The 19,761-nt window shown below is 73.1% G+C and carries 22 protein-coding genes; 5 read left to right on the top strand and 17 right to left on the bottom strand.

The window, feature by feature from the left end; all coding sequences use genetic code 11:
- Positions 1–97: 97 nt before the first annotated feature.
- The 8 genes from OG247_RS16145 to OG247_RS16180 form a co-directional block, all read right to left on the bottom strand.
- Complete coding sequence (locus OG247_RS16145; protein WP_327252912.1) at positions 98–895, bottom strand: ABC transporter permease; 798 nt, start codon at positions 893–895, stop codon at positions 98–100.
- Positions 882–1,922 carry a 2-aminoethylphosphonate ABC transporter permease subunit gene (locus OG247_RS16150; protein ID WP_327252913.1) on the bottom strand — a complete coding sequence of 347 codons (1,041 nt, stop codon included), beginning with the start codon at positions 1,920–1,922 and terminating at the stop codon, positions 882–884. Before OG247_RS16150 ends, OG247_RS16145 begins: the two co-directional genes overlap by 14 nt.
- A complete protein-coding gene (locus OG247_RS16155; RefSeq protein ID WP_327252914.1) occupies positions 1,915–2,964 on the bottom strand; it encodes an ABC transporter ATP-binding protein in 1,050 nt (349 codons plus the stop codon). Before OG247_RS16155 ends, OG247_RS16150 begins: the two co-directional genes overlap by 8 nt.
- Positions 2,961–3,695, bottom strand: a complete 735-nt coding sequence (locus tag OG247_RS16160) for a phosphonatase-like hydrolase (RefSeq protein WP_327252915.1) — start codon at positions 3,693–3,695, stop codon at positions 2,961–2,963. Before OG247_RS16160 ends, OG247_RS16155 begins: the two co-directional genes overlap by 4 nt.
- Before the next feature lie 5 nt (positions 3,696–3,700).
- The gene (locus OG247_RS16165; RefSeq protein ID WP_327252916.1) at positions 3,701–4,822 is read right to left on the bottom strand and encodes a TIGR03364 family FAD-dependent oxidoreductase; all 1,122 of its coding nucleotides are present in this window, start codon (positions 4,820–4,822) and stop codon (positions 3,701–3,703) included.
- A 148-nt stretch (positions 4,823–4,970) separates the two neighbouring features.
- Complete coding sequence (locus tag OG247_RS16170) at positions 4,971–5,744, bottom strand: GntR family transcriptional regulator (RefSeq protein WP_327252917.1); 774 nt, start codon at positions 5,742–5,744, stop codon at positions 4,971–4,973.
- 24 nt (positions 5,745–5,768) lie between these two features.
- Positions 5,769–6,542 carry a hypothetical protein gene (locus OG247_RS16175; protein ID WP_327252918.1) on the bottom strand — a complete coding sequence of 258 codons (774 nt, stop codon included), beginning with the start codon at positions 6,540–6,542 and terminating at the stop codon, positions 5,769–5,771.
- Between the two features lie 504 nt (positions 6,543–7,046).
- Positions 7,047–8,102 carry an ROK family protein gene (locus OG247_RS16180; RefSeq protein ID WP_442813299.1) on the bottom strand — a complete coding sequence of 352 codons (1,056 nt, stop codon included), beginning with the start codon at positions 8,100–8,102 and terminating at the stop codon, positions 7,047–7,049.
- Positions 8,103–8,236: 134 nt separating this feature from the next.
- On the opposite strand from OG247_RS16180, the gene OG247_RS16185 reads away from it, so the two are divergent.
- Positions 8,237–9,325 carry a Gfo/Idh/MocA family oxidoreductase gene (locus tag OG247_RS16185; RefSeq protein WP_327252919.1) on the top strand — a complete coding sequence of 363 codons (1,089 nt, stop codon included), beginning with the start codon at positions 8,237–8,239 and terminating at the stop codon, positions 9,323–9,325.
- 108 nt (positions 9,326–9,433) lie between these two features.
- Here the strand turns inward: OG247_RS16185 and OG247_RS16190 are convergent, their stop codons facing one another.
- From OG247_RS16190 to OG247_RS16215, 6 genes are all read right to left on the bottom strand, one after another.
- Positions 9,434–10,291 (bottom strand): fumarylacetoacetate hydrolase family protein, encoded by an 858-nt coding sequence (locus OG247_RS16190; RefSeq protein WP_327252920.1) that lies wholly within the window; start codon positions 10,289–10,291, stop codon positions 9,434–9,436.
- 122 nt (positions 10,292–10,413) lie between these two features.
- Entirely contained in the window at positions 10,414–11,301 is an 888-nt protein-coding gene (locus tag OG247_RS16195) for a hypothetical protein (RefSeq protein WP_327252921.1), read from the bottom strand.
- 118 nt (positions 11,302–11,419) lie between these two features.
- A complete protein-coding gene (locus OG247_RS16200) occupies positions 11,420–11,755 on the bottom strand; it encodes a DUF6412 domain-containing protein (protein WP_442813301.1) in 336 nt (111 codons plus the stop codon).
- A 60-nt stretch (positions 11,756–11,815) separates the two neighbouring features.
- The gene (locus tag OG247_RS16205) at positions 11,816–13,387 is read right to left on the bottom strand and encodes a sodium:solute symporter family protein (RefSeq protein WP_327252922.1); all 1,572 of its coding nucleotides are present in this window, start codon (positions 13,385–13,387) and stop codon (positions 11,816–11,818) included.
- Positions 13,384–13,581 carry a DUF3311 domain-containing protein gene (locus OG247_RS16210; protein ID WP_327252923.1) on the bottom strand — a complete coding sequence of 66 codons (198 nt, stop codon included), beginning with the start codon at positions 13,579–13,581 and terminating at the stop codon, positions 13,384–13,386. The genes OG247_RS16205 and OG247_RS16210 overlap by 4 nt, the downstream gene beginning before the upstream one ends.
- Positions 13,582–13,657: 76 nt before the next feature.
- A complete protein-coding gene (locus OG247_RS16215; protein WP_327252924.1) occupies positions 13,658–14,473 on the bottom strand; it encodes a class E sortase in 816 nt (271 codons plus the stop codon).
- A 56-nt stretch (positions 14,474–14,529) separates the two neighbouring features.
- Between OG247_RS16215 and OG247_RS16220 the strand changes: the two genes are divergently transcribed.
- A complete protein-coding gene (locus OG247_RS16220) occupies positions 14,530–15,531 on the top strand; it encodes an SEC-C metal-binding domain-containing protein (protein WP_327252925.1) in 1,002 nt (333 codons plus the stop codon).
- On the opposite strand, the gene OG247_RS16225 is transcribed toward OG247_RS16220, so the two are convergent.
- From OG247_RS16225 to OG247_RS16235, 3 genes are all read right to left on the bottom strand, one after another.
- Positions 15,504–15,935, bottom strand: a complete 432-nt coding sequence (locus OG247_RS16225; protein ID WP_327252926.1) for a very short patch repair endonuclease — start codon at positions 15,933–15,935, stop codon at positions 15,504–15,506. The genes OG247_RS16220 and OG247_RS16225 overlap by 28 nt on opposite strands.
- A 49-nt stretch (positions 15,936–15,984) precedes the next feature.
- Positions 15,985–17,118, bottom strand: coding sequence for a hypothetical protein (locus OG247_RS16230; RefSeq protein ID WP_327252927.1), 1,134 nt, complete (start codon positions 17,116–17,118; stop codon positions 15,985–15,987).
- A 450-nt stretch (positions 17,119–17,568) separates the two neighbouring features.
- Positions 17,569–18,111, bottom strand: coding sequence for a GNAT family N-acetyltransferase (locus OG247_RS16235; RefSeq protein WP_327252928.1), 543 nt, complete (start codon positions 18,109–18,111; stop codon positions 17,569–17,571).
- A gap of 193 nt (positions 18,112–18,304) precedes the next feature.
- Here OG247_RS16235 and OG247_RS16240 point away from each other — a divergent pair, with 193 nt between their 5' ends.
- The 3 genes from OG247_RS16240 to OG247_RS16250 all read left to right on the top strand — a co-directional run bounded on the left by OG247_RS16240 (position 18,305) and on the right by OG247_RS16250 (position 19,761).
- Complete coding sequence (locus tag OG247_RS16240) at positions 18,305–18,481, top strand: hypothetical protein (protein ID WP_327252929.1); 177 nt, start codon at positions 18,305–18,307, stop codon at positions 18,479–18,481.
- A 65-nt stretch (positions 18,482–18,546) separates the two neighbouring features.
- Positions 18,547–18,846, top strand: coding sequence for a hypothetical protein (locus OG247_RS16245; RefSeq protein WP_267821242.1), 300 nt, complete (start codon positions 18,547–18,549; stop codon positions 18,844–18,846).
- 147 nt (positions 18,847–18,993) lie between these two features.
- Entirely contained in the window at positions 18,994–19,761 is a 768-nt protein-coding gene (locus tag OG247_RS16250; protein ID WP_327252930.1) for a class I SAM-dependent methyltransferase, read from the top strand.

Raw genomic sequence — 19,761 nt, forward strand, 5'->3', positions numbered from 1 at the left:
GGAACTTCCTTACGGGGAAAGGGAGTCAGCAGGGGAATCAGCGGGGTGCGGCGGGTCTGGCACGGACTGGCAGGGGGCTACACGGCCTGGCAGGGGGCTAGCGGTACGCGGCCCTGGTGCGGACGCGCGAGACGGCCAGCAGGACCAGCAGGGTGGTGGCCATCAGGACCACGGCGACGGCGGAGCCGCTGAAGAGCGAGCCGCGGTCGGTGGCGGTGAAGATGCGGACGGGCAGGGGCATCCAGTCCGGCGGGTAGAGCATCATCGTGGCGCTCAGCTCACCCATGGACAGGGCGAAACAGAGCCCGGCCGCCGCGGTGAGCGACGGGAGCAGGAGGGGGAGCTTGACCCGCCACAGCACGTACGCGGGACGGGCGCCCAGGGAGGCCGCCGCCTGCTCGTAGGCGGGGTCGAGACGCACGATGGCAGCCGAAACCGACTGGTAGGCGAACGCCGTGACAAGAATCGTGTGCGCCAGGATCACGATCGAGCTGGTGCCGTTGAGGAGCAGCGGCGGCTTGCTGAAGGCGACGAGCACGGCGAGGCCGACGACCACGGACGGCACGGCGACCGGCAGCATGAACAGCGCGTCCAGCGCGCCCTTTCCGCGCCTCCGCAGCCCCGCCGCGGCGAGCGCCGCCCAGGTGCCGACGGTGAGCGCGATCAGGCTGGCGGCCAGGGCGGTGAGCAGCGAGGTGGTCAGCGCCTGGAGGGATTCGCCGCGGACGGCGGCGGCGTAGTTCTCGGTGGTGGGGCCGGAGGGGAAGGCCCCGGACCAGTGCGTCGAGAAGGAGGCGGCCACCACGACGAGCAGGGGCAGGGCGAAGAGGGGCAGGAAGAGGAGGCCGAAGAGGCTCCAGGCGGCCCAGCGGCCGCTCTTGCTATGCACCAGCACGCTTGCTCACCATCCGGTAAAGGCCGAACAGGCCGACGGAGATCACGATGTTGACGACGGCGACCACGCAGGCGGCGGCGTAGTCGGATTCGAGGATCGCCTTGCCGTAGATGAGCATCGGGAGCGTGGTGACGTCCTTGGCTCCGGTGAACAGGACGATCCCGAACTCGTTGAGGCACATGACCAGGACGAGGCTGCCGCCGGCGGCGAGGGCCGGGAGGGCCTCGGGCAGGATCACCCGGCGGATGATGCGGCCGGGCTTCGCGCCGAGCGAGGAGGCCACCTCCAGCTGGGCGGTGTCCAGCTGGGAGAAGGCCGCGAGCAGCGGGCGCATCACGAAGGGCGTGAAGTAGGTGATCTCCGCGAGGAGGACGCCCCAGGGGGTGGTCAGGAAGTGGAAGGGCCCCTCCCGGGTGCCGAAGGCGTCGGTCCACAGGCCGTTGGCCATGCCGACCGTGCCGTAGACGAAGAGGAGGGCGAGGGTGATGAGGAAGGAGGGGAAGGAGAGGAAGACGTCGATGAACTTGGCCACGGCGCGGGCCCCGGGGAACGGGACGAAGGCGATGACCAGCGCGAGCCCGAAGCCGAGGACCAGGCAGCCGGCGGTGGCGCCGACGGCGAGCCAGACCGTGGTGCCGAGGGCTTCGCGGAAGGAGTGCGAGGCGAAGACGGAGGCGTAGGCGTCGAAGGTGCCGCCCCCGCTCTCGGGGGACAGGGACTGCTGGACGACCAGCGCGAGGGGGTAGAGGAAGATCGCCGCGAGCACGGCGACGGGAGGCACGGTCCACAGCCAGCCGGGCACGCTACGGGGCGCACGTGCGGCCTTCGCCGCGAAGCCGCCGGGGGCTTCGGCCGGGCTTTCGGGCGTGCCCGGGGCAGGGCTTCGTACGGGCTGGTGGGGTATGACCGCGGGCTCGGGGTCGGCCGCCGCCGGGACGGGTGTGGGGGTCGGCGCGGGTGCGGCGGGCGGCACGGGTGCGGGGGGCGGCACGGGTGCGGCGGCGCGCCGGTTCGTGGCCTCAGCCATCGGAGACCCCTGCGGCCAGCAGCACCGCGTCGCGCGGCTCGAAGTGCAGGGTGACCTGGTCGCCCAGCGCCGGGGTCTCGCGCAGTTCGGGCAGGTCCGCCTTGACCCGGTGGCCCTCGATGTCCACGTAGAGCCGGTGGGTCGAACCGCGCCACTGCACCTCGGTGATGGTCCCGCTCAGCGCGTTGGGGCCGGCGCCGAGGCCGAGCAGGTGCGGGCGGACGCACAGGGTGGCGCCGGCGCCGACGGCGGCGCGGCCGGGGTCGAGGGTGAGGGGGTGCCCGGCGAAGAGCGCGCCGCCGTCGGCGACGGTGACGGGCAGCAGGTTGGCGTTGCCGACGAAGGAGGCGGTGAACTCGGTGCGCGGGGCCCGGTACAGGTCCTGCGGGGTGCCGCAGTCCTGCAGGCGGGCCTGGTCCATGACGGCGATCCGGTCGGCCAGGGTCAGCGCCTCGACCTGGTCGTGGGTGACGTAGAGGATGGACACGTCGGGGAGTTCGCGGTGCAGCCGGGCCAGTTCGGCGAGCATCCCGGAGCGCAGCTGCGCGTCGAGCGCGGACAGCGGCTCGTCCAGGAGGAGGACGCCGGGGCGGATGGCGAGGGCGCGGGCGATGGCCACGCGCTGCTGCTGTCCGCCGGAGAGTTCGCGGGGGTAGCGCTTGGCGTAGGCCGCCATCCCGGTCATCTCCAGGGCCTCGGCGACGCGGCCGGGGATCTCCGCCTTGGGCGCCTTCTGCGCGCGCAGGCCGAAGGCGACGTTGTCCGCGACGCGCATGTGCGGGAAGAGCGCGTACTGCTGGACGACCATGCCGATGCCGCGCTTGTGCGGCGGGAGCGCGGTGACGTCCCGGCCGCCGATCAGGATCCGGCCCGAGGCGGGGCGGACGAAGCCGGCCACCGCGCGCAGGGCCGTGGTCTTGCCGGAGCCGGAGGGGCCGAGCAGCGCCATGACCTCGCCGGGCTCGACGGTCAGGTCGAGGGAGTCCAGGACGGTGGTACCGCCGTAGGCGACCGAGACGGAGTCGAAGCGGATGCCGCTCACGCGCCGCGCTCCCGCTCCTGGTCCGCGTGCTCAAGGAGTGCGGGCAGCTCGGCGATGGAGGCCAGGACGTGGGTGGCGCCGTGCTCGGTGAGGGCCGCGCGGTCGTGGGCGCCGGTGAGGACGCCCGCCACGATCCCGGCGCCGGAGCGGACGCCGCTGAGCATGTCGTACGACGTGTCGCCGGCGACCACGGCGTCGCGTACGTCGGCCACGGCGCCGGTGCGCAGGAAGGCGGCCAGCACCATGTCCGGGTACGGCCGGCCGCGGCCGCCCGCGTCGGCGGGGCACAGGGTGAGGTCGGCCAGGTCCTGCCAGCCGAGGGCGTCGAGGATGGCGTCCTGGGTGACGCGGGCGAAGCCGGTGGTGAGGGCCACGGTGCGGCCGTCGGCGCGGAGCTTCTCGATGGCCTCGCGGGCGCCGGGGATCGGGGCGATGAGGCCGCCGTCGACGAGTTCCCCGTAGGCCTCCTCGAAGGCGGAGTTGGCTCGCCGGGCGAGGTCCTCGGCGCCGAAGAGGTGGCGGAAGACGGAGATCTTGGACTCGCCCATGGTGTCGCGGACGTACTGGAGCTTGGCGGCGTGGTCGGCGCTGCCCGGCTCGACGCCGAGGCGCTCGGCGGCCCGCTCGAAGGCGCGCTCGACGAGGCCGCCGTCGGCGACGGTGGTGCCGGCCATGTCGAGGACGATCAGGCCGTGTTCGCGCGTGGTGTGGGGGGTGTGGTTGTCGGTCATGGTGCTTACCAGCCCAGTTCGTTCGCGGTGGTTTCGGCTATGGCGGGCGAGCAGGTCATGCCGCGGCCGCCGGGCCCGGTCACCAGCCAGACGCCGTCGGCCACCTGCTGGCGGTGGACGACGCGGGTGGTGTCGGTGCACTGCGCGTACACGCCCGCCCAGCGGTGCCTGATCTGCGGCAGCGGGCGGCCCAGGAAGGACTCGACGACCTCGGTGAGGTGCGTGTAGGGGTCTTCGAGGGTGTCGAACGCGAAGGGGTGCTCGTACTCGTGGGTGTCGCCGATGGTCAGTCCGCCGTCCTGCCGCTGCACCATCAGGAGCTGCATCTTGTGCGCGGCGGCGATCGGGGCCTGGGCCTGCTCGGCGTTGAGCTCGTCGAGGGCCGCGCTCTTGTAGGCGGGGTAGTAGCGGAAGCTGTCGGCGTCGGCGACCGAGGTCGTCAGGGTCTCGCCGAGCGGGGCGGTCTGCATCATCTGCAGCCGGACGCGGCGCACGGGCAGGTCGGGGACCAGCTCGCGGACCAGGCCGGAGAGCCAGGCGCCGGTGGCCAGGACGACGGTGTCGCCCTGGTGGACGTCGCCGTGGTCGTCGCGGACGGCGCCGTTCCCGACGACCTCGCGCACTTCCCGTCCGGGGAGGAAGGTGTAGCGGCCGGATGCCTTGAGGGCTTCGCGCAGATGGAGTTGGGCGGTGCGCGGCTCCACGGCCGCGTCCCGCTCGCACCACAGGGCGGCCTCGAAGGCGCCGCGCAGGGCGGGGTTGATCGCCCTGGCCTCCTGGGCGGTGACCAGCTTGTAGCCGCGGGCGGCGGCGTCGGGGCGGGCCACGGCGGCCTCGGCGACGGCGTGCTCGCGGGGGTTGCGTACCGGGGTCAGGGAGCCGATGGCGCGGAAGCCCAGGCCGGGCACCCGCTCACCGATCGCCTCCCAGAGCTCGCGGGCCCGCAGGGCGGTGTCGAGCTCCTCGCCCCCGGCCCGTCCGCTGACCCAGATCTGGCCGAAATTGCGCAATGACGCGCCGCGGGCCTCCGCTTCTCGCTCGATCTGGACGACCTCGTGGCCGCGTTCCACTGCTTGCCAGGCGTGCATGGTGCCTACCACGCCGCCTCCGACGACTATGACTCTCACGTGCTCCAAGGTGACGGCGGCCCGTGACCCGGGAGGATCCCCCGGGCGACGCTCCGGTGAACAGCCTCCAACGCTTGGACTAGACCCGTTACTGTTTCGTGATAGAAGTTCGCCCCATTTCATTCCTTACGTTGGGCTTCGTGCGGGACTATTCGGGCCGCAGGTGGGTCGTGAAGCTGAACCGGTCACCACGGTAGAGAGAACGCACCCGCTCCAGCGGCCGGCCGTCCTGATCCCGGGAGAACCGGTGGATGAGCAGCATCGGGAGCGCGGGCGGAGTGCCGATCAGCAGGGCTTCGCGGGGCGTGGCGAGAACCGTCTCCAGCTTCTCGTCGGCGTCGCCGAAGGAGATGCCGAGGCTGTCGTGGAGGTATCCGTAGAAGGAGGAGTCCGGCTGGAAATCGATGTCGAGGCGGGGCGCGCGGGCGACCCGGACGTACGTGCTCTCCAGTCCGACCCGCTCCTCGTCGGCGAGCAGCACCCGCTCCAGGTGCCAGACCGGCTCCCCGGGCTCGGCGCCGATGCCGGGGGCCACGGGGGCCGGGCAGGGGAAGCGTTCCAGGCCGATCAGACGGCGCCCCGGGGTGCGCCCCTGGCGGCGTACGCCCTCGGTGTAACTCGCCAGCGACAGGGGTTGTTCGAGCTTCGGCCCGGCGGCGACGGTGCCGCGGCCCGAGCGGCGCAGGCGGCCCTCCAACAGCAGCTCGCGCAGGGCCTGGCGGACGGTCTCGCGGGAGACCTCGTACTGCTCGGCGAGATCGCGCTCGGTGGGGAGGAGTCCCCCCTCGCCGAGCTCGTCGAGCAGCCCGGCGATGCGGGCCTTGACGGCGTAGTACTTGGGGATGCGGCCGTGCTCGGGGATGCCGGAGCGGACGGGCAGGCCGGGCTGGTGGTGGTGCGCGTAGGCGGTCGGTTCTTCCACGCTCGGACTCTACGTGTGCTGCCTCTACGTGGACTGCGGGCCGGGCTCCTTGCGCAGCCGGCGGGCCCCGAGCAGGAGCCCGCCGCCGCCGACCAGGGCGACCGCGGCGCCGGCCCCGTACGCCCAGGCCCCCGTGGTGCGGCCGGTCTCGGCCAGCGCCCCGGCCTCGCCGGTCTCCGCGTCGGGGCCCTGGACCTCGAACCGGTAGCCGCCCGCCTCGCCGATCCAGTCGCCGTCGTCACCCTTGCGCTGCACCAGCGCGGCGTCGGCGACGGCTTCGCCGAGCGGGGCGCCGGGGGCGAAGGCGAGCCGGACGGTGACGGTCACGGAACCCCCGGGGCCGACGGTGAAGCCGGAGAAGGCGTCGCCACCGTCGAAGACGGCGACGATCTCGTCCCGGTCGGTGCGCTCCAGGCTGACGGGGAAGGTGCTGCCGGGGGCGTCGAACTCCATGCGGAAATGGGCGGGGCGCAGGGCGTGGGCCGGGTCGGTGAAGACCACGACGGGGTGGATGGCCGTGCACTCGGCGGTGGTGGTGTTGGTGAGGTCGAGGTACCAGGTCTGCGCCGCGCCGCCGGTCCGGTACACCGCCGGTCCCCCGCGAATGCGGGCGCCGATCGGGAACTGCGTGCTCTTCCCGTCACCGCAGACGGCTTCCACCCGGGAGGGCAACGCGGGCGCGGGACGTGCTCCACCGCCGTTCCCGATGTCCGCGGCCGCGGTGGGGACGGCGGTGATGGTGGTGGTGGCCGTGGCCGCGAAGACGGCTGCAAGGGCAAGGGCTTTGCGCAGTCGCATGAAGAACCCCTACTCGCCGACGACAGAACCCCAACAGAACGGAACGACCAGCAAAACGATTACCGGACAACCCGACAATCACCCCGGCCTGTGCCCGCACCCTCCCACGCACGCCCGACCCTTTGTCCAGCACCACGCCCGAGTCCTCCCGGTTTCCCCCCATTCGGCGGACACGCACAGGGAGGAGACCCGCCCCAGCCGCCCGGCGCTCGAGAACCGGGCCCTGGGGCGGAGCCAACCCAGCCGTCCGGCGCTTGAGGACCGGGGTCTGGGGCGGAGCCCCAGGGTCTCTTCAGCCCGTCCGGCGTTTGAGGACCGGGTCAGGGCAGAGCCCTGGGAACGGTGGAAGGGCGGGTAGGGGACTCCGCCCCCGCAGGGCCCACCGCCCAGGCCCCCAGGCGGGGGCGGTCAGCCCTGGGGCGACCAGCAAGGCGGAACGCACGCGCAGCAAGCCACACCCGGCCCGGGGCAAGCGGCCCGGGGGACAGGGGCCCGCAGGGCCACTCACACCCCCCGCCCGAACAACGGGCCAAGCACCAGCTCCGCCGCCCCCTCCGCCACACCCCCCTCCACGAGTTCAACCCTCACCGCACCCCCCACAAAGGCCCGCACCCCCAAAACCCCCCGCACCCCCGCCAGGAACACCCCCGGCGCAGCCGCCACCACCCGCCCCCCGAGCAACACCCGGTCCACATCCAGCAGCGCGACCAGGTTCGCCGCCGCCTCCCCCACGATCCGCGCCGCCTCCTCGAGCCGGCCCCCGGCCACCGCGTCCAGGCACAGCACCTCCGCGCACCCGCGCCCCCCGCACCGGCAGGCCGGCCCGTCCAGCCGCAGCACCTGGTGTCCGAACTCCCCCGCCGCCGAGCGCCGCCCCCGGTAGACCTCTCCCGCGCCGGCCAGCCGGAGCCCCGCTCCCAGTCCGGTGCCGACGTGCACGTAGGCCACGGCCTCCCCGAAGGCGGCCGATCCGAAGCCGGCACCCGCCGCGACCCCCGCGTTGGTGTCCTTGTCCACCCGCACGGGAACCCCCAACCGCCCCTCCAGCACCTCCCGCAACGGGCACCCCTCCCATTCCGGGAACCCCGTCACCCGCCCCAGCACCCCGGTCCGCCAGTCGAGCGGCCCCGGCGCGGCCACGCCGACGCCGAGGAGGGGCCGGTCACCGCAGACCCGCGCGACGGCCCGTACGACCTCCTCGACCACCACGTCCGGACCGGCCCCGAAGTCCAGCGGGGCCCGCCCCTCGGCGACGACGCGGCCCGCCAGGTCGACCCGTACCGCCGTGAGCTCGTCGCGGTCCAGGTGCACCCCGACCGCGTGGCGCGCCTCCGGCACCAGCCTCAGCAGCGTGCGCGGTTTGCCGCCCGTGGAGGCCTCGCGTCCGGCGTCGGCCACCAGGCCCTCGGTCCGGAGCCGAGCCGCGATCTTGCTGACGGCCTGCGGTGTGAGTCCCGTACGCGCGGCCAGGTCACCGCGGCCGAGCCCGGCGGGGCCGGCTCCGCGCAGGAGGTCCAGTACGAGCGCGTCGTTGTGCCCCCGCAGCGCCGGCAGGTTCACTCCGCTGCCGCCACCCGTCTCGTCCCTGCCACCGCTACCGATACCGCTACCGCCACTGCCCCTGCTACCCCGGTCCACCTGGCCATTGTCCACCCTCCTTGCACTTAAGCAACACTGTTGCCAAAGTGGTCACCATGAACGCCACCGCCCCCGCCTCCCCCCTCCGCGTCGGACTCGTCGGCTACGGCCTGGCCGGCTCCGTCTTCCACGCCCCGCTCGTCTCCGCGACGGAGGGTCTGGTGCTGGACACCGTCGTCACCTCCGACCCGGTCCGCGCCGCCCAGGCCCGCGAGGCCTACCCGGACGTCCGGATCGCCGCCACCGCCACCGAGCTGCTCGCCCAGAGCCCCGCCCCGGACCTCGTCGTCATCGCCTCCCCGAACAAGACGCACGTCCCGCTCGCCACGGCCGCCCTCACGGCCGGCATCCCGGTGGTCGTGGACAAGCCGCTCGCCGCCACCGCGGCCGAGGCCCGCGAACTGGCCGCGCTCTCCGAACGGACCGGGACCTTCCTGTCGGTCTTCCAGAACCGCCGCTGGGACAACGACTTCCTCACCCTGCGCCGCCTCATCGCCGACGGCGAGCTGGGCGAGGTCCAGCGCTTCGAGTCCCGCTTCGAGCGCTGGCGTCCGCAGCTCAAGGGCGGCTGGCGGGAGTCCGGCGCCCCCGAGGAGATCGGCGGCCTGCTGTACGACCTCGGCAGCCACGTGGTGGACCAGGCACTGGTGCTCTTCGGCCCTGCCGTACGGGTCTACGCGGAGACCGACGTGCGCCGCCCGGGCGCCCAGGCGGACGACGACACCTTCATCGCGCTCACCCACGCGAGCGGGGTCCGCTCCCACCTCTACGTCAGCGCGACCACGGCCCAGCTGGGCCCGCGGTTCCGCGTCCTGGGCTCCCGCGCGGGCTACGTCAAGTACGGCCTGGACCCCCAGGAGGGGGCACTGCGCGAGGGTCTGCGCCCCGGCGACCCCGACCGGACCTGGGGCGAGGAGCCCGAGCACCTGTGGGGCCGACTGGGCTCCGGGGAATCACCGCTGACCGGCGGGGGCACCCCGGTGCGCACGGCGCCGGGCGACTACCCCGCGTACTACGCGGCCGTGGCGGCGGCCTTGCGCGATGGCGGCCCGGCCCCCGTCACGGCCTTGGAGGCGGCGCACTGCCTGGACGTACTGGAGGCGGCCCGCAGGTCGTCGAAGGACGGGTGCACGGTGAAGGTCTGACCCCGTCCGCGCCCTGCCGGAGAACGGGAAAGGGAAAGGGGCGGCGCCGTCTGCGACGGCACCGCCCCTCCCTGTCGGTCTGTCGGTCTGTCGGTCCGCGAGGACCTGCTACGCGTCCTTGAACTCCTGGCGCTGACGGCCGAGCCCGTCGATCTCCAGCTCCACGACGTCGCCGGCCCGCAGGAACGGCTTCGGCTCCGGCTGACCCGCGGCCACTCCGGCCGGGGTGCCGGTGACGATGACGTCGCCCGGGTACAGGGTCATGAACTGGCTGACGTACCGCACGACCTCGCCGACGGCGAAGATCTGGTCGGACGTGTTGCCGTCCTGCTTGAGCTCACCGTTGACCCACAGCTTGACGTCCAGCGCCTGCGGGTCCGGGATCTCGTCCGCGGTGACCAGCCAGGGGCCGAGCGGGGTGAAGGTCTCGCAGTTCTTGCCCTTGTCCCAGGTGCCGCCGCGCTCGATCTGGAAGGCGCGCTCGGTCACATCGTTGACCAGCACGTACCCGCCGACGTGTGCCAGGCCCTCCTCGGGGGAGGCCAGGTAGCGGGCGGTGGCACCGATGACGACGCCGAGCTCGGCCTCCCAGTCGGTCTTGACGCTGGTGCGCGGGATCAGCACGGTGTCGTCGGGGCCGACCACGGTGTCCGGGGCCTTGAGGAACACGATCGGCTCGGCCGGCGCCTCGGCGCCCACCTCGGCCGCGTGCCCGTGGTAGTTCAGGCCGATGCCCACGACCTTGCCTATGCGGCCGACCGCGGACCCGATCCGCAGACCCTCGGCGTCCAGCACCGGGAGCTCACCGGACCCGGCCGCGTCCCGTACCCGGGACAGCACGGAGTCGTCGGAGAGCAGCGCGCCGTCCACATCCGTGATCAGGCCGGACAGGTCCCGCAGGGTCCCGTCCTGGTCGAGCAGCGCGGGGCGCTCCGACCCGACGGGTCCTACACGCAGCAGCTTCATGGGCATTCTCCCGTGGTCGAGGGTGGTCGGCCCATGGGCATGCCCCGGGCCGGACGATGGGTTGCGGCCATCGGAGGATTGGTCGATCCTCCAAGATGTCGGCCTCATCCGCAAGACCCTGTTCACATGACGGAACGCTCTGCTCCGCCGAGCTCCTGCCCGGCACGCTCCGCCCGGTCCTTCCGGTGCTGGAGCCAGAGGCGCTCGCCCACCGACCAGGCGGCGGTGGTGACCAGGTACAGCCCGGCCGCCAGCGGCACCAGGGCAGCCGTGATCAGCGTCCCGAAGGACAGCAGGGGCAGTACGCCGCCCAGCTTGCGCATGACCTCCTGCTGCTCGGCACTCAAGCCGGCGACCGCCCCGGCCCCACCGGCCCCCGAGACCCCGAGCCCCCCGGCCTTGCCTGCGCCCGCCGTGGCACGGCCACCCCTGGCACCGCCGGCCTTGGCGCCGCCAGCCTTGCCTGCGCCCGCCTTGGCGCCGGCAGCCCCGCCGACCCTGCCGGCCTTGACCCCGCCGGCTTTGCCCCCGCCGGCCTTGACCCCGCCCGCCCCAACCCCGGCAGCCCCGGCCCCACCCGTGGCAGCGGCCAGCGCCGCGGCCTTTCGTCCGCGGACCGCACTCCACGCGGCCACCACCGCGACGACCGCGAACAGCCCGAGGAACACCAGCCCCCGCTCCCCGAAGAGGCCACCCTCCCCGAGTGCGTCCCCCCACCGGTCCCCGAGCGGCGCGGCGAACAGCCGGTGCCCGAGCAGCTCGTTGGCGGCCCCGCCGATCTCCGCCGAGGAGAACGCCCGGTACATCAGGAAGAACACCGGCAGCTGGAGCAGCACCGGCAGCAGGCCCGCAACCGGGGTCGCCCCACGGAAGGAGGCCCGGCTCAGCGGGTACAGCGCGAGCCGCACGAGCACGGTGAACAGCACGATCGCGGCAGCGGTCGCGGACTCGGCCAGCACCGGCTCCAGCAGCCGGCCCAGCACAGCAACAAGATCGATGAAAACGGACACGTCGGCCCTCCGAAGGGACTCGTCGAACGTCGAAAGAGATGCGTTTCGGCGTGACGACCCGCGAGGGGCGGCAAGGTGAAGCGATCAGAAGTGATCAGGAGGAAGGAGCTGCGCGCCCCTACGCGGCCGTCGGGAGGAGACGGCCGGGCGCCCTGGGCCGCGACCGGCCCGAAGCGTCGGGATCGCGCTGCGGCAAGAACGCCGTGCGCTGCTCGCGATCACGGATCGCGGTACGTATTCGGTGCGGCGGCACCGGCCGGACCAGCTGGGCGGCCAGGGCCGAGGCACCCACGGCGAAGCTCGCCGCGAGGACCACCACGACCGCGCCGAGCCCGCCCTCCCCGGCGAACAGCCCGAGGAAGCCGCCGAGCATCAGGAGGGAGGCCAGCAGTGCCACGAAGCGCGCGGACGGCGCCGCGCACCGCACGGGGCGAAGCCCGCTGTGCTCTGCCATACGAACCACCCCCCTTCGCGCACCGGCTACTTGCACTCGTACTCGTACTCGCGATCGATACTAACCGCGTGCACTGACAACGGACGGAACCTCGTTTTGATCCCCGGTTCCCGGCAGAGGATCGCGCGCCAGCACCTCCCCGTCGGATCGGCGGTCCGGCCCGCCGCCCCCGCCCACCGCCCGCTCCCGCGGACCGAGCCAGGTCACGGTCAGCGCGACCCCCAGGTTCACCGCGAGGGCGACCATTCCGGCGTTCACCCCCCACACCGGGTCGTTGCCCGTGAAGACCAGCCCGCAGACCACCGTGACCCCCGCGACCAGCCCGCACACCGCGGCCGCCGTCGTGAGCCGGCGCCACACCAGGCCCAGCAGCAGCATCGGCACCAGTTGCGCCATGCCCTCGTAGGACACGAGCGAGAGCCTGACCAGCGTGTTCGGCGCCGTGTACGTCATCACCAGCGCGATCGTCCCGGCCGCCACCACGACCACCTGCGAGGCGAGCTTCTGCCGCTCCCCCGAGCTCCACCGCGGCACGAGCGAGAGCACGCTGCGCCCCCACATCGTGCCGATGACCAGCATGAACACCGCCATCGGCACGATCGACGACAGCGCCGCCGCGACCCCGATCACCCCCACCGCCCACGCCGGCAGGGAGTCCACGACCAGCTTGAACAGCGCGAGGTTGGACTCGGCGCCCGTCAGTCCCGGTACGACGAACAGCGCCGCCATGCCCAGCAGCATCGGCACGAAGAGCAGCACGTTGTAGGCGGGCAGCAGGATGGCGTTGCGGCGCAGCGCGTCGGCACTGCGCGCGCCCAGGTACCCCGCGACCGTGGTCGGGAAGATGACGACGGTCAGCGCGTTCAGCACGGTGGTGGAGGCGAACCACCCCACCACCAGCTCGCCCCGGCCGCCCTCCCCGCTGCCGGCTCCGGGGAGGGTCAGCCACTGCGGGCGTTCGGCCGTGAGCCGGTCGAAGAGCTCTCCGTAGCCGCCGAAGTAGTGCTGGGGCACGTAGACGGCGAGGAACCCGAGGGTGCCGATGACCAGCACGTCCTTCAGCACGGACACCCACGCACTACCCCGCAGCCCACTCACCACGACGAAGCCGGTGGTGACGGCGAAGGCGATGAAGTACGCCCATTCCAGGGACACCGCCCCATAGGTCACCGTCGAGACCACCACACCCATTCCGGTGATCTGGAGCTGGATGTAGGGGAGCAGGAAGACGGTCGCGAGGACGGCGACCGCCGCACCGAGCCAGGGACGCCCGTACCGGTGGCTCACCATGTCGGTGATGCCGACGAGGCCGTGGCGGCGCGCGTAGTCCCACAACATGGGCCCGACGACGTAACCGACGGCGTAGCCGCAGGACATGTACGCGACCACGTACATCACCGGGGCTCCGTAGTTGTAGCCCCAGCCGGCCGCGCCGAGGTAGCTGAAGCTCGTATACCCCTCGCCCGCCATCAGGACCCAGATGAAGACGGTGCCGAGCGAACGCCCGCCCACCGACCACTCGGCGAGCCCGCCCGCGCCCCCGCCGCGTCCGCGCACCGCGAGCAGTCCGAGCGCCACGGTGGCCACCATGAACACGCCGAAGACGGTGGTCGCCACGGCCACCTGACTCATCGGTGATCACCGCGCCAGGTCAGCCAGACCGCGAGCGGGGTCAGCAGGGTCGCCCCGGCGAACCAGAGGAGCAGGAACGGTACGCCGCCCAGCGCCGGCTCCACCCGGTTCGCGAGCGGCAGCACACCGACGAACAAGACGAACGGCACGGCAAGCCACAACAACTGCGGACGCTTCACCCTTTTCGGACGCACCGCCCCACCCTACGATCCAGCCCGCCCATCCGCCCATCCACCCATCCACCCGTCCACCCGTCCACCCGTCCACCCGTCAGCGCTTGAGGGTCCCCCACACCACGAGCCGGTACTTGGAGCTGTACTCGGGCGTGCAGGTGGTCAGCGTGATGTACGCACCGGGCTCGCTGTAGCCGGCCCCCGGCGTGACGGCGCTGCGCGGGACGGGCGCGATCACCCCGGTGTCGCGCTCGGTCGTCTCCGCCAGCGTCTGGCCGACGAGGTACACGTACCGCTTCCCCCGCACATCCACGATCAGCTCGTCCCCGGCCCTGAGCCGGTTGATGTAACGGAAGGGCTCCCCGTGCGTGTTGCGGTGTCCGGCGAGCGCGAAGTTCCCCTCGGCCCCCGGCCGCGCGGTCCCGGCGTAATGCCCGGCGTACCCCTTGTCGAGCACCGACCGCTTGTCCACGCCCTGCGCGACGGGTACGGCGACGCCCAGACGCGGAATGCGCAGGACGCCGTACGCGGACGCCCGACGCGGCGGATCGGCGGTACGCGGCCCGGAGTTCCCGGCGGGGGCACCACCCGGGGACCCGGAATCGCCCGAACCGTCGGACGGCCCGACGGAAGCCTCGGCGCCCGGCCCCTCCTCCGTCCCCTGCCCCTGCCCCTCCTCCTCGGGACCGGCGGGCCACCCGCCCTCCTCGAGCTCCCTGACCACCTCGTGCGCGGCGCTCAGCGCCTGCCGGTTGGTCCACCACACCTGGTGCACCACCAGCAACATCACCACCACGCCGACCGTGACGGCCAGTTCACCGGCCGCCCACAACGCCCCGGCGAGACCGGCCCGGCGACCATGCCAGGCCCGCCGGCCCTTCCCCTGCACCACGACCCGCACGCGATCTCGCACGGGCGGCACCTTAAGTCCTCCCCCCTCAACTGACCAGCGGCAGTACGCTGCAAACCATGCGCCCCGACACGCCTGCCGAGCACATCGCCGAAGCCGAGCGCCTCATCCGCACGGCGACCCGCTACCCCGAGGACCAGGAGCCCCTGCTCCTCCAGGCCGCGGCCCACCTCGAACTGGCCAACGAACGCGAGCGGGCGAGCGCCCTCTACGACCGACTCCTCTCCGACGAGAGAGTCGACGACCCCTCCCTCATCAAGGCCCTCCAGGCGGCCAACCTCTGGGAGTACGGCCACGAGCCCGAGGCCCGCGCCCTCATCCAGGGCATCCGCGCGGCGGCCCCCTCGGACCCCGCCCCCTGGGAGGTCATCGCCGAAGCCCTGGAGGCCCACGACGAACTCGAGGCCTCCCACGAGTGCTTCACGGAGGCGGCCACCCTCCTGGTCCCGGACAACGCCCCGCTCACCCCGGCCACGACCGCGCTCCTCACGGGCCGCCACCGCGTACGCCGCCTCCTCGGACTCCCCCACGACGACTGGGACATGGTCGCGGACACCCGCCACATCGGCCCGATCCCGCTGGACGAACTCCACGACCCCAAGCGCATCTGGGCCCTCGGCTCCGACGACCCCGCCGAACTCCGCGCCGAGATCGCCCGCCTGCGCGCCGAACTCGGCGACCGCCGCGCCGCGCTCTCCCGCCCCTTCCCCGTCGCCATCCTCCACTGGCCGGCGCGCGAGCTGGCAGAACTCCTCACCTCGTACCCCACCCTCTCGGCGGAGTACCCCTCCCACGACGCCCACCTGGCCCAGGTCGAAGCCTCCCTCCGCACCCTCGCCGCCTCGGGCACGACGAACCTGGGCATCGTCACGGCCAGCGTCCCCTCGTACGAAGCCTTCGCAGCCTCGGAGAAGACCTCCCCGTCCTCCCCGTCCCTCCTGGCGGAATACGCCACCACCCTGGCCGCCCGCGGCAAAGCCACCCCCTGGCCCCCGACGAGGACCACCCCGTGCTGGTGTGCATCGGGCAGGCCTTACGGGGAGTGCCACGGGGCGGGCTGACCAGCTCGCCGCACCACGGAGCCTTGGGCGGCCCGCCGTTCCGCGACCGCCTCGGCGATGCGGGGGGCGGCCTCGTCGGGGCTCTCGTGTTCCCACACGCGGAGCGACAACCAGCCCAACTCGGTGAGGCGCGCGTCGGTGTCGCGGTCGCGCGCCCGGTTGCCCTCGATCTTGGCTCGCCAGAACTCGGCGTTCCGCCGAGGCCACGTCACATGCTCGGGGCATCCGTGCCAGAAGCAACCGTCGACGAAGACGGCGACCCGTGCGGGCCCGAAGACGATGTCGGCTTCGCGTCGCACCCCCTTCACCGGTCGACGATGGACCCGGTAACGCAAGCCCGCCGCGTGCAAGGTGCGCCGCAAGGCCATTTCGACCCCGGTGTCCTTGCTCTTCTGCCGGCTCATACGAGCACGGTCGCCTGGAGTGCTCTCAAGGGCTTCCACCTCGCCATTGTCAGGGCACCGGAAGCTCCAGCTGGACGTGGCCTCGGGCGAGGACTGTGGGTGGGGTGGGGCGGGTGGTGGTCAGGGTGAGGAGGGTGCGGAGGGCTGCGATGACTTCGGCCGGGGTGTCTCGGACCATCGAGGGGGTGGCGCTGACCACCAGGATGCCGTGGGACTCCAGGCGGAGGCGGCGGTGGAGCGTGGCGTGCCAGGAGTCGCGGGTGTAGTGGTACTCCGCCGAGTCGATCTCCAGGGCCACTCCCTCGTCGGGCCAGTAGGCGTCCGGACTGGCCAGGAAGGTGCCGTCCGGGGTATGGAGGCGGGCGTTCCACAGGGGCGTCGGGAGGTCCGTGGCCGAGAGGGTGTCGCGGGCCTGGGCCTCGGCGACCGAGCGGACTCCGGCGAGGAGTTCCGCCGCCGCCGCGCGGATCGTGGGGCGGGCCAGGAGGCGGGCGGAGCGGAGTTCGGCGTACAGGTCGTGCGGATGGCACCAGCCGGACTGCACGACGTGCGCGAGGACCGAGCGGACCCGGTCCGCCGGCTCCTCGGTCCGGGCCGCGAAGTCGGCGGCCGCGCGCACCGGGCGGGTGCTCGGGATGCCGGAGACCGTGATGGTGCGGGGCCAGCGGGTGGTCGGGTACGGGCGTACCCCCGGGGATCCGGCGAGCCGGCGCGGGGCGCGGATCAGGACGTCGGCCGGGGTGTACGGGGCTTCGCGGATCCCGAGCAGGGCGAGGGCCGCACCGCCGGTGAGGGCGGCGGTCTCGCCGGAGAGCGGGTCGGAGCCGGACTCGGCGGCGTAGAGGACGGCTGCGAGGGCGCGTTGGCGGTGGTCCGGAGGGCCGGTCTGGAGGAGGTAGACCCGGGGCAGCAGGCGCTGCCAGGGCCCCCCGGGGCGGGTGCGGGAGGCGATGGTGCCGGGTGGGACGCCGGCGGTGGTGGTGAGTTGGTGGCGCGTGGCCAGGTTGAGTTGGCGGCGGGCGGTGGAGGTAGGGGTGGGAGTGGGAGTGGGGCGGGTTTGGGTGGGCTGAGGGCTGGGCCCGGCCTGGGTGGGCTGCCTGGCCCGGGCGGGCCGCCTGGGCTTCACCGGGTGTGCCGGGGGCATCGTGTGCGTGGGGCGTGTGGTGCCTGTGGTGGGGTTCATGGCCGCGGTATGCCCCGCCCGAGTGGCTCGGACGCGCCCTTGGGTGATCTTTCGGAGCTGCCTCCGGGCGTCCTTGCGGCGTGTCCTGCGCCGTCCAGTGACGCTTCCCGGGGCGAGGCACAGCGCTCTCGTGGCGGACGAGTTCGGTCGCGCCGGAGGAGCACGACCGATGCGCTTGGGTCCTCCCGGGGATTCCTGGATCCGGTCGGCTGGTCGGCTGGTCGGCTGGTTCGTCGGCCCCGTCGGCCCGTTGGCCGGACGTGAGCGGGGAGCGCCTCCCGGCCGTCGCCGGTCAAGTGCGTCCCGTTTCCTGCGTGCGGGCCGTCCGGGCAAAGTCCGGGAGCGGCCGGCTGGGGTCGGCAGGGCTGCGCCGCCGGGTCCGTCTGCATTGCCGTGCAGGCCCGGTGTGCGAGGGCAGTCCAGGAGGGGTCCGGGAGGGCAGGCCGCGGGCTACGCCGCTCGGTTCGGGTGGTCCGGGGACAGGAAGACGATGACGCCCGTCTCCGTGCCGGGCAGGGCCGCGACCTCGTGCCAGCCCAGGCGGCGGTACGTGGCCACCGTGTTCTTGGCCAGCCGGCTGGTCAGCAGCCAGGCGCGGCGGTCCGGGGCGTCGGTGGTGATCTCGGTGAGGAGGTCCCGGGCGGTGCCGCGGCCGCGCGCGTAGGGGCGTACCGCGAGTTCGTCTATCTCCAGCGCCCCGGTGAGGAGTTCCTTCACCCGGGCCGAGCCGAGCTGCGCCGCGACCTGGGCGTACGCGCGGTTCTTCGGAAAGGCCGCCGGGGTGATCCAGCCCGTGGCGAAGCCGTCGATGCCGGTGGCGGACTGGATGAAGGCGGTACGGAAGCCACGGCGCCGGGCGTCGGCCGGGAGGCGGGTGGCGAACTGACGAATGGTTTCTTCGTCTTCGTTCCACGGCGGGGCGGAGAAGACGTCGGCGTAGGCGTCGACCAGTTCGTCCGCGAGGTCGAGGACGGCCTGTCCGTAGCAGATCACGATGTCCTGGCTCCTGATGTGGGATGGGAGGGGTGGGGTGGAAGGGGGCGAGGTGGTTTGCCCCTTTGGGTGGGAGATTGAATTTATGCCCATCAGGTTCCCTGAGCAGACATCGCGCGGATCCGGCGAGTGTGCGACAAATCCCCTCGGCACGGTCCGTGTCGGGCGGCCCGGCGGCCGCGTTGAGCAGCACGTGGACAGACTGCTTCGGGCCGCCGCCGGGTGTGGGCTCGCGTTTCTGCTCGTGTTGGGCGTGGTGGCGGTGCTGCCGCGCGGTGTACGGGACGCGGTGCCGGATCCGGTGATCGGCGGTGCCGTACTGGTGTTGGGCGCGGTGGGGGCCCGACGGGTGGTCAAGGGGTCGAGTTAGCCTCGGGGGCGAGTAGGTGTGCGCGTATGAACCGATGAACCGATGAGGTGAGGGAGTTGGACAGCATGGCACGGGTACCGAGTTCTGTGGTGGCGGCAGCCGGTCTGGTCGGGGGTTACGCCGTCGCGCGGTGGACCAAGAAGCGGCCCCTCGGCGGTGTCGTGCTCGGGGCCGCGGGGATCGTGGCCGGGCGGGAGTGGCACAAGCGGGGCGGCGCCCCCGCCGCGGCCGGGCTCGGTGCGCTGTACCTCGCCGGCTTCGCCGGTGCGCACCCGCTGGCGAAGAAGGTCGGCGCCTGGCCGGCGGTCATCGGCGCCGCGGGCGTGGTGGCCGCCGCGTCCTGGGCAGTCGCCGACCGGGGCTGACCGCCCCGGCAGCCCCGGCAGCCACGGGCAGTCCGGGCAGTCCCGGGCCCCGGGACCGGGACCGCGTACGAAGCTCTGCCGGTCCGGCACCGGCGCCGCGCCCGGGCCCGGCCCCGTGTGGCACCCGTTCGTGCCAGGATCTCCGGCATGCCTGATCGCGCACGGAGCTTCGGAGAGAGGGCGCAGGCGTACGAGCGGTTCCGGCCGGGGTATCCCGTGGAGCTGTTCGACCTCGTGCGGGAGTACGCCGGCGGTCCGGTTCCGAGCGCCCTCGAAATCGGCGCCGGGACCGGCAAGGCAACCCGTCTGTTCGCCGGACACGGGATCGCCGTCACCGCGACCGAACCCGACGGAGCCATGCTCGCCGAGCTGCGCGAGCACGTGCCGGCGAGCGTCAGGACGGTGCGGGCCTCCCTCGAGGAGCTACGGCCGGGCCGTCGGCGGTACGGGTTGGTCTACGCGGTGGCGGCGCTGCACTGGACCGAACCGGAGGGCCGGTGGGCGCGGGTGGCCTCCCTGTTGGAGTCGGCGGGAGTGTTCGCCTCGGCAGGCGGGCAGGTACGGCCGGTCGACCCGGCCGTGACGGAGGCCGTTCGTGCGGCACGGGCGCCGTTCTTGGAGAGCGACGAGATCCCGTCCCCGGACGGGACACCGCCCGAGGGCGCCATGCAATGGCCGGGGACGGAGCTCCAGCGGTCAGCCTCCGCCTGGTTCACCGATGTCCGGCAGGCCGTGATCGACCGGCGCTTGACGATGAGCGCCGACGACTACCTCGGCTACCTCTCCACCGTCTCGGCCTACCTCGCACTGCCGGCCGTCGAGAGGGAGCACGTGTTCCGCCGGATCTCACGGGTCCTGCCGGCCCGCGTCGAGATCGCCGCCGACCTGGTCGTCCATCTCGCCCGGCGCCGCTGA

Origin of the sequence: Streptomyces sp. NBC_01244 (assembly GCF_035987325.1) — a bacterium.
GTDB lineage: Bacteria > Actinomycetota > Actinomycetes > Streptomycetales > Streptomycetaceae > Streptomyces.

Bases quoted from the DNA above. Each gene is read 5' to 3' on its own strand.
- OG247_RS16150 (WP_327252913.1), bottom strand. From the start codon at position 1,922: ATGGCTGAGGCCACGAACCGGCGCGCCGCCGCACCCGTGCCGCCCCCC.
- OG247_RS16160 (WP_327252915.1), bottom strand. From the start codon at position 3,695: ATGACCGACAACCACACCCCCCACACCACGCGCGAACACGGCCTGATC.
- OG247_RS16175 (WP_327252918.1), bottom strand. From the start codon at position 6,542: ATGCGACTGCGCAAAGCCCTTGCCCTTGCAGCCGTCTTCGCGGCCACG.
- OG247_RS16185 (WP_327252919.1), top strand. From the start codon at position 8,237: ATGAACGCCACCGCCCCCGCCTCCCCCCTCCGCGTCGGACTCGTCGGC.
- OG247_RS16190 (WP_327252920.1), bottom strand. From the start codon at position 10,291: ATGAAGCTGCTGCGTGTAGGACCCGTCGGGTCGGAGCGCCCCGCGCTG.
- OG247_RS16200 (WP_442813301.1), bottom strand. From the start codon at position 11,755: ATGGCAGAGCACAGCGGGCTTCGCCCCGTGCGGTGCGCGGCGCCGTCC.
- OG247_RS16205 (WP_327252922.1), bottom strand. From the start codon at position 13,387: ATGAGTCAGGTGGCCGTGGCGACCACCGTCTTCGGCGTGTTCATGGTG.
- OG247_RS16220 (WP_327252925.1), top strand. From the start codon at position 14,530: ATGCGCCCCGACACGCCTGCCGAGCACATCGCCGAAGCCGAGCGCCTC.
- OG247_RS16225 (WP_327252926.1), bottom strand. From the start codon at position 15,935: ATGAGCCGGCAGAAGAGCAAGGACACCGGGGTCGAAATGGCCTTGCGG.
- OG247_RS16230 (WP_327252927.1), bottom strand. From the start codon at position 17,118: ATGAACCCCACCACAGGCACCACACGCCCCACGCACACGATGCCCCCG.
- OG247_RS16245 (WP_267821242.1), top strand. From the start codon at position 18,547: ATGGCACGGGTACCGAGTTCTGTGGTGGCGGCAGCCGGTCTGGTCGGG.
- OG247_RS16250 (WP_327252930.1), top strand. From the start codon at position 18,994: ATGCCTGATCGCGCACGGAGCTTCGGAGAGAGGGCGCAGGCGTACGAG.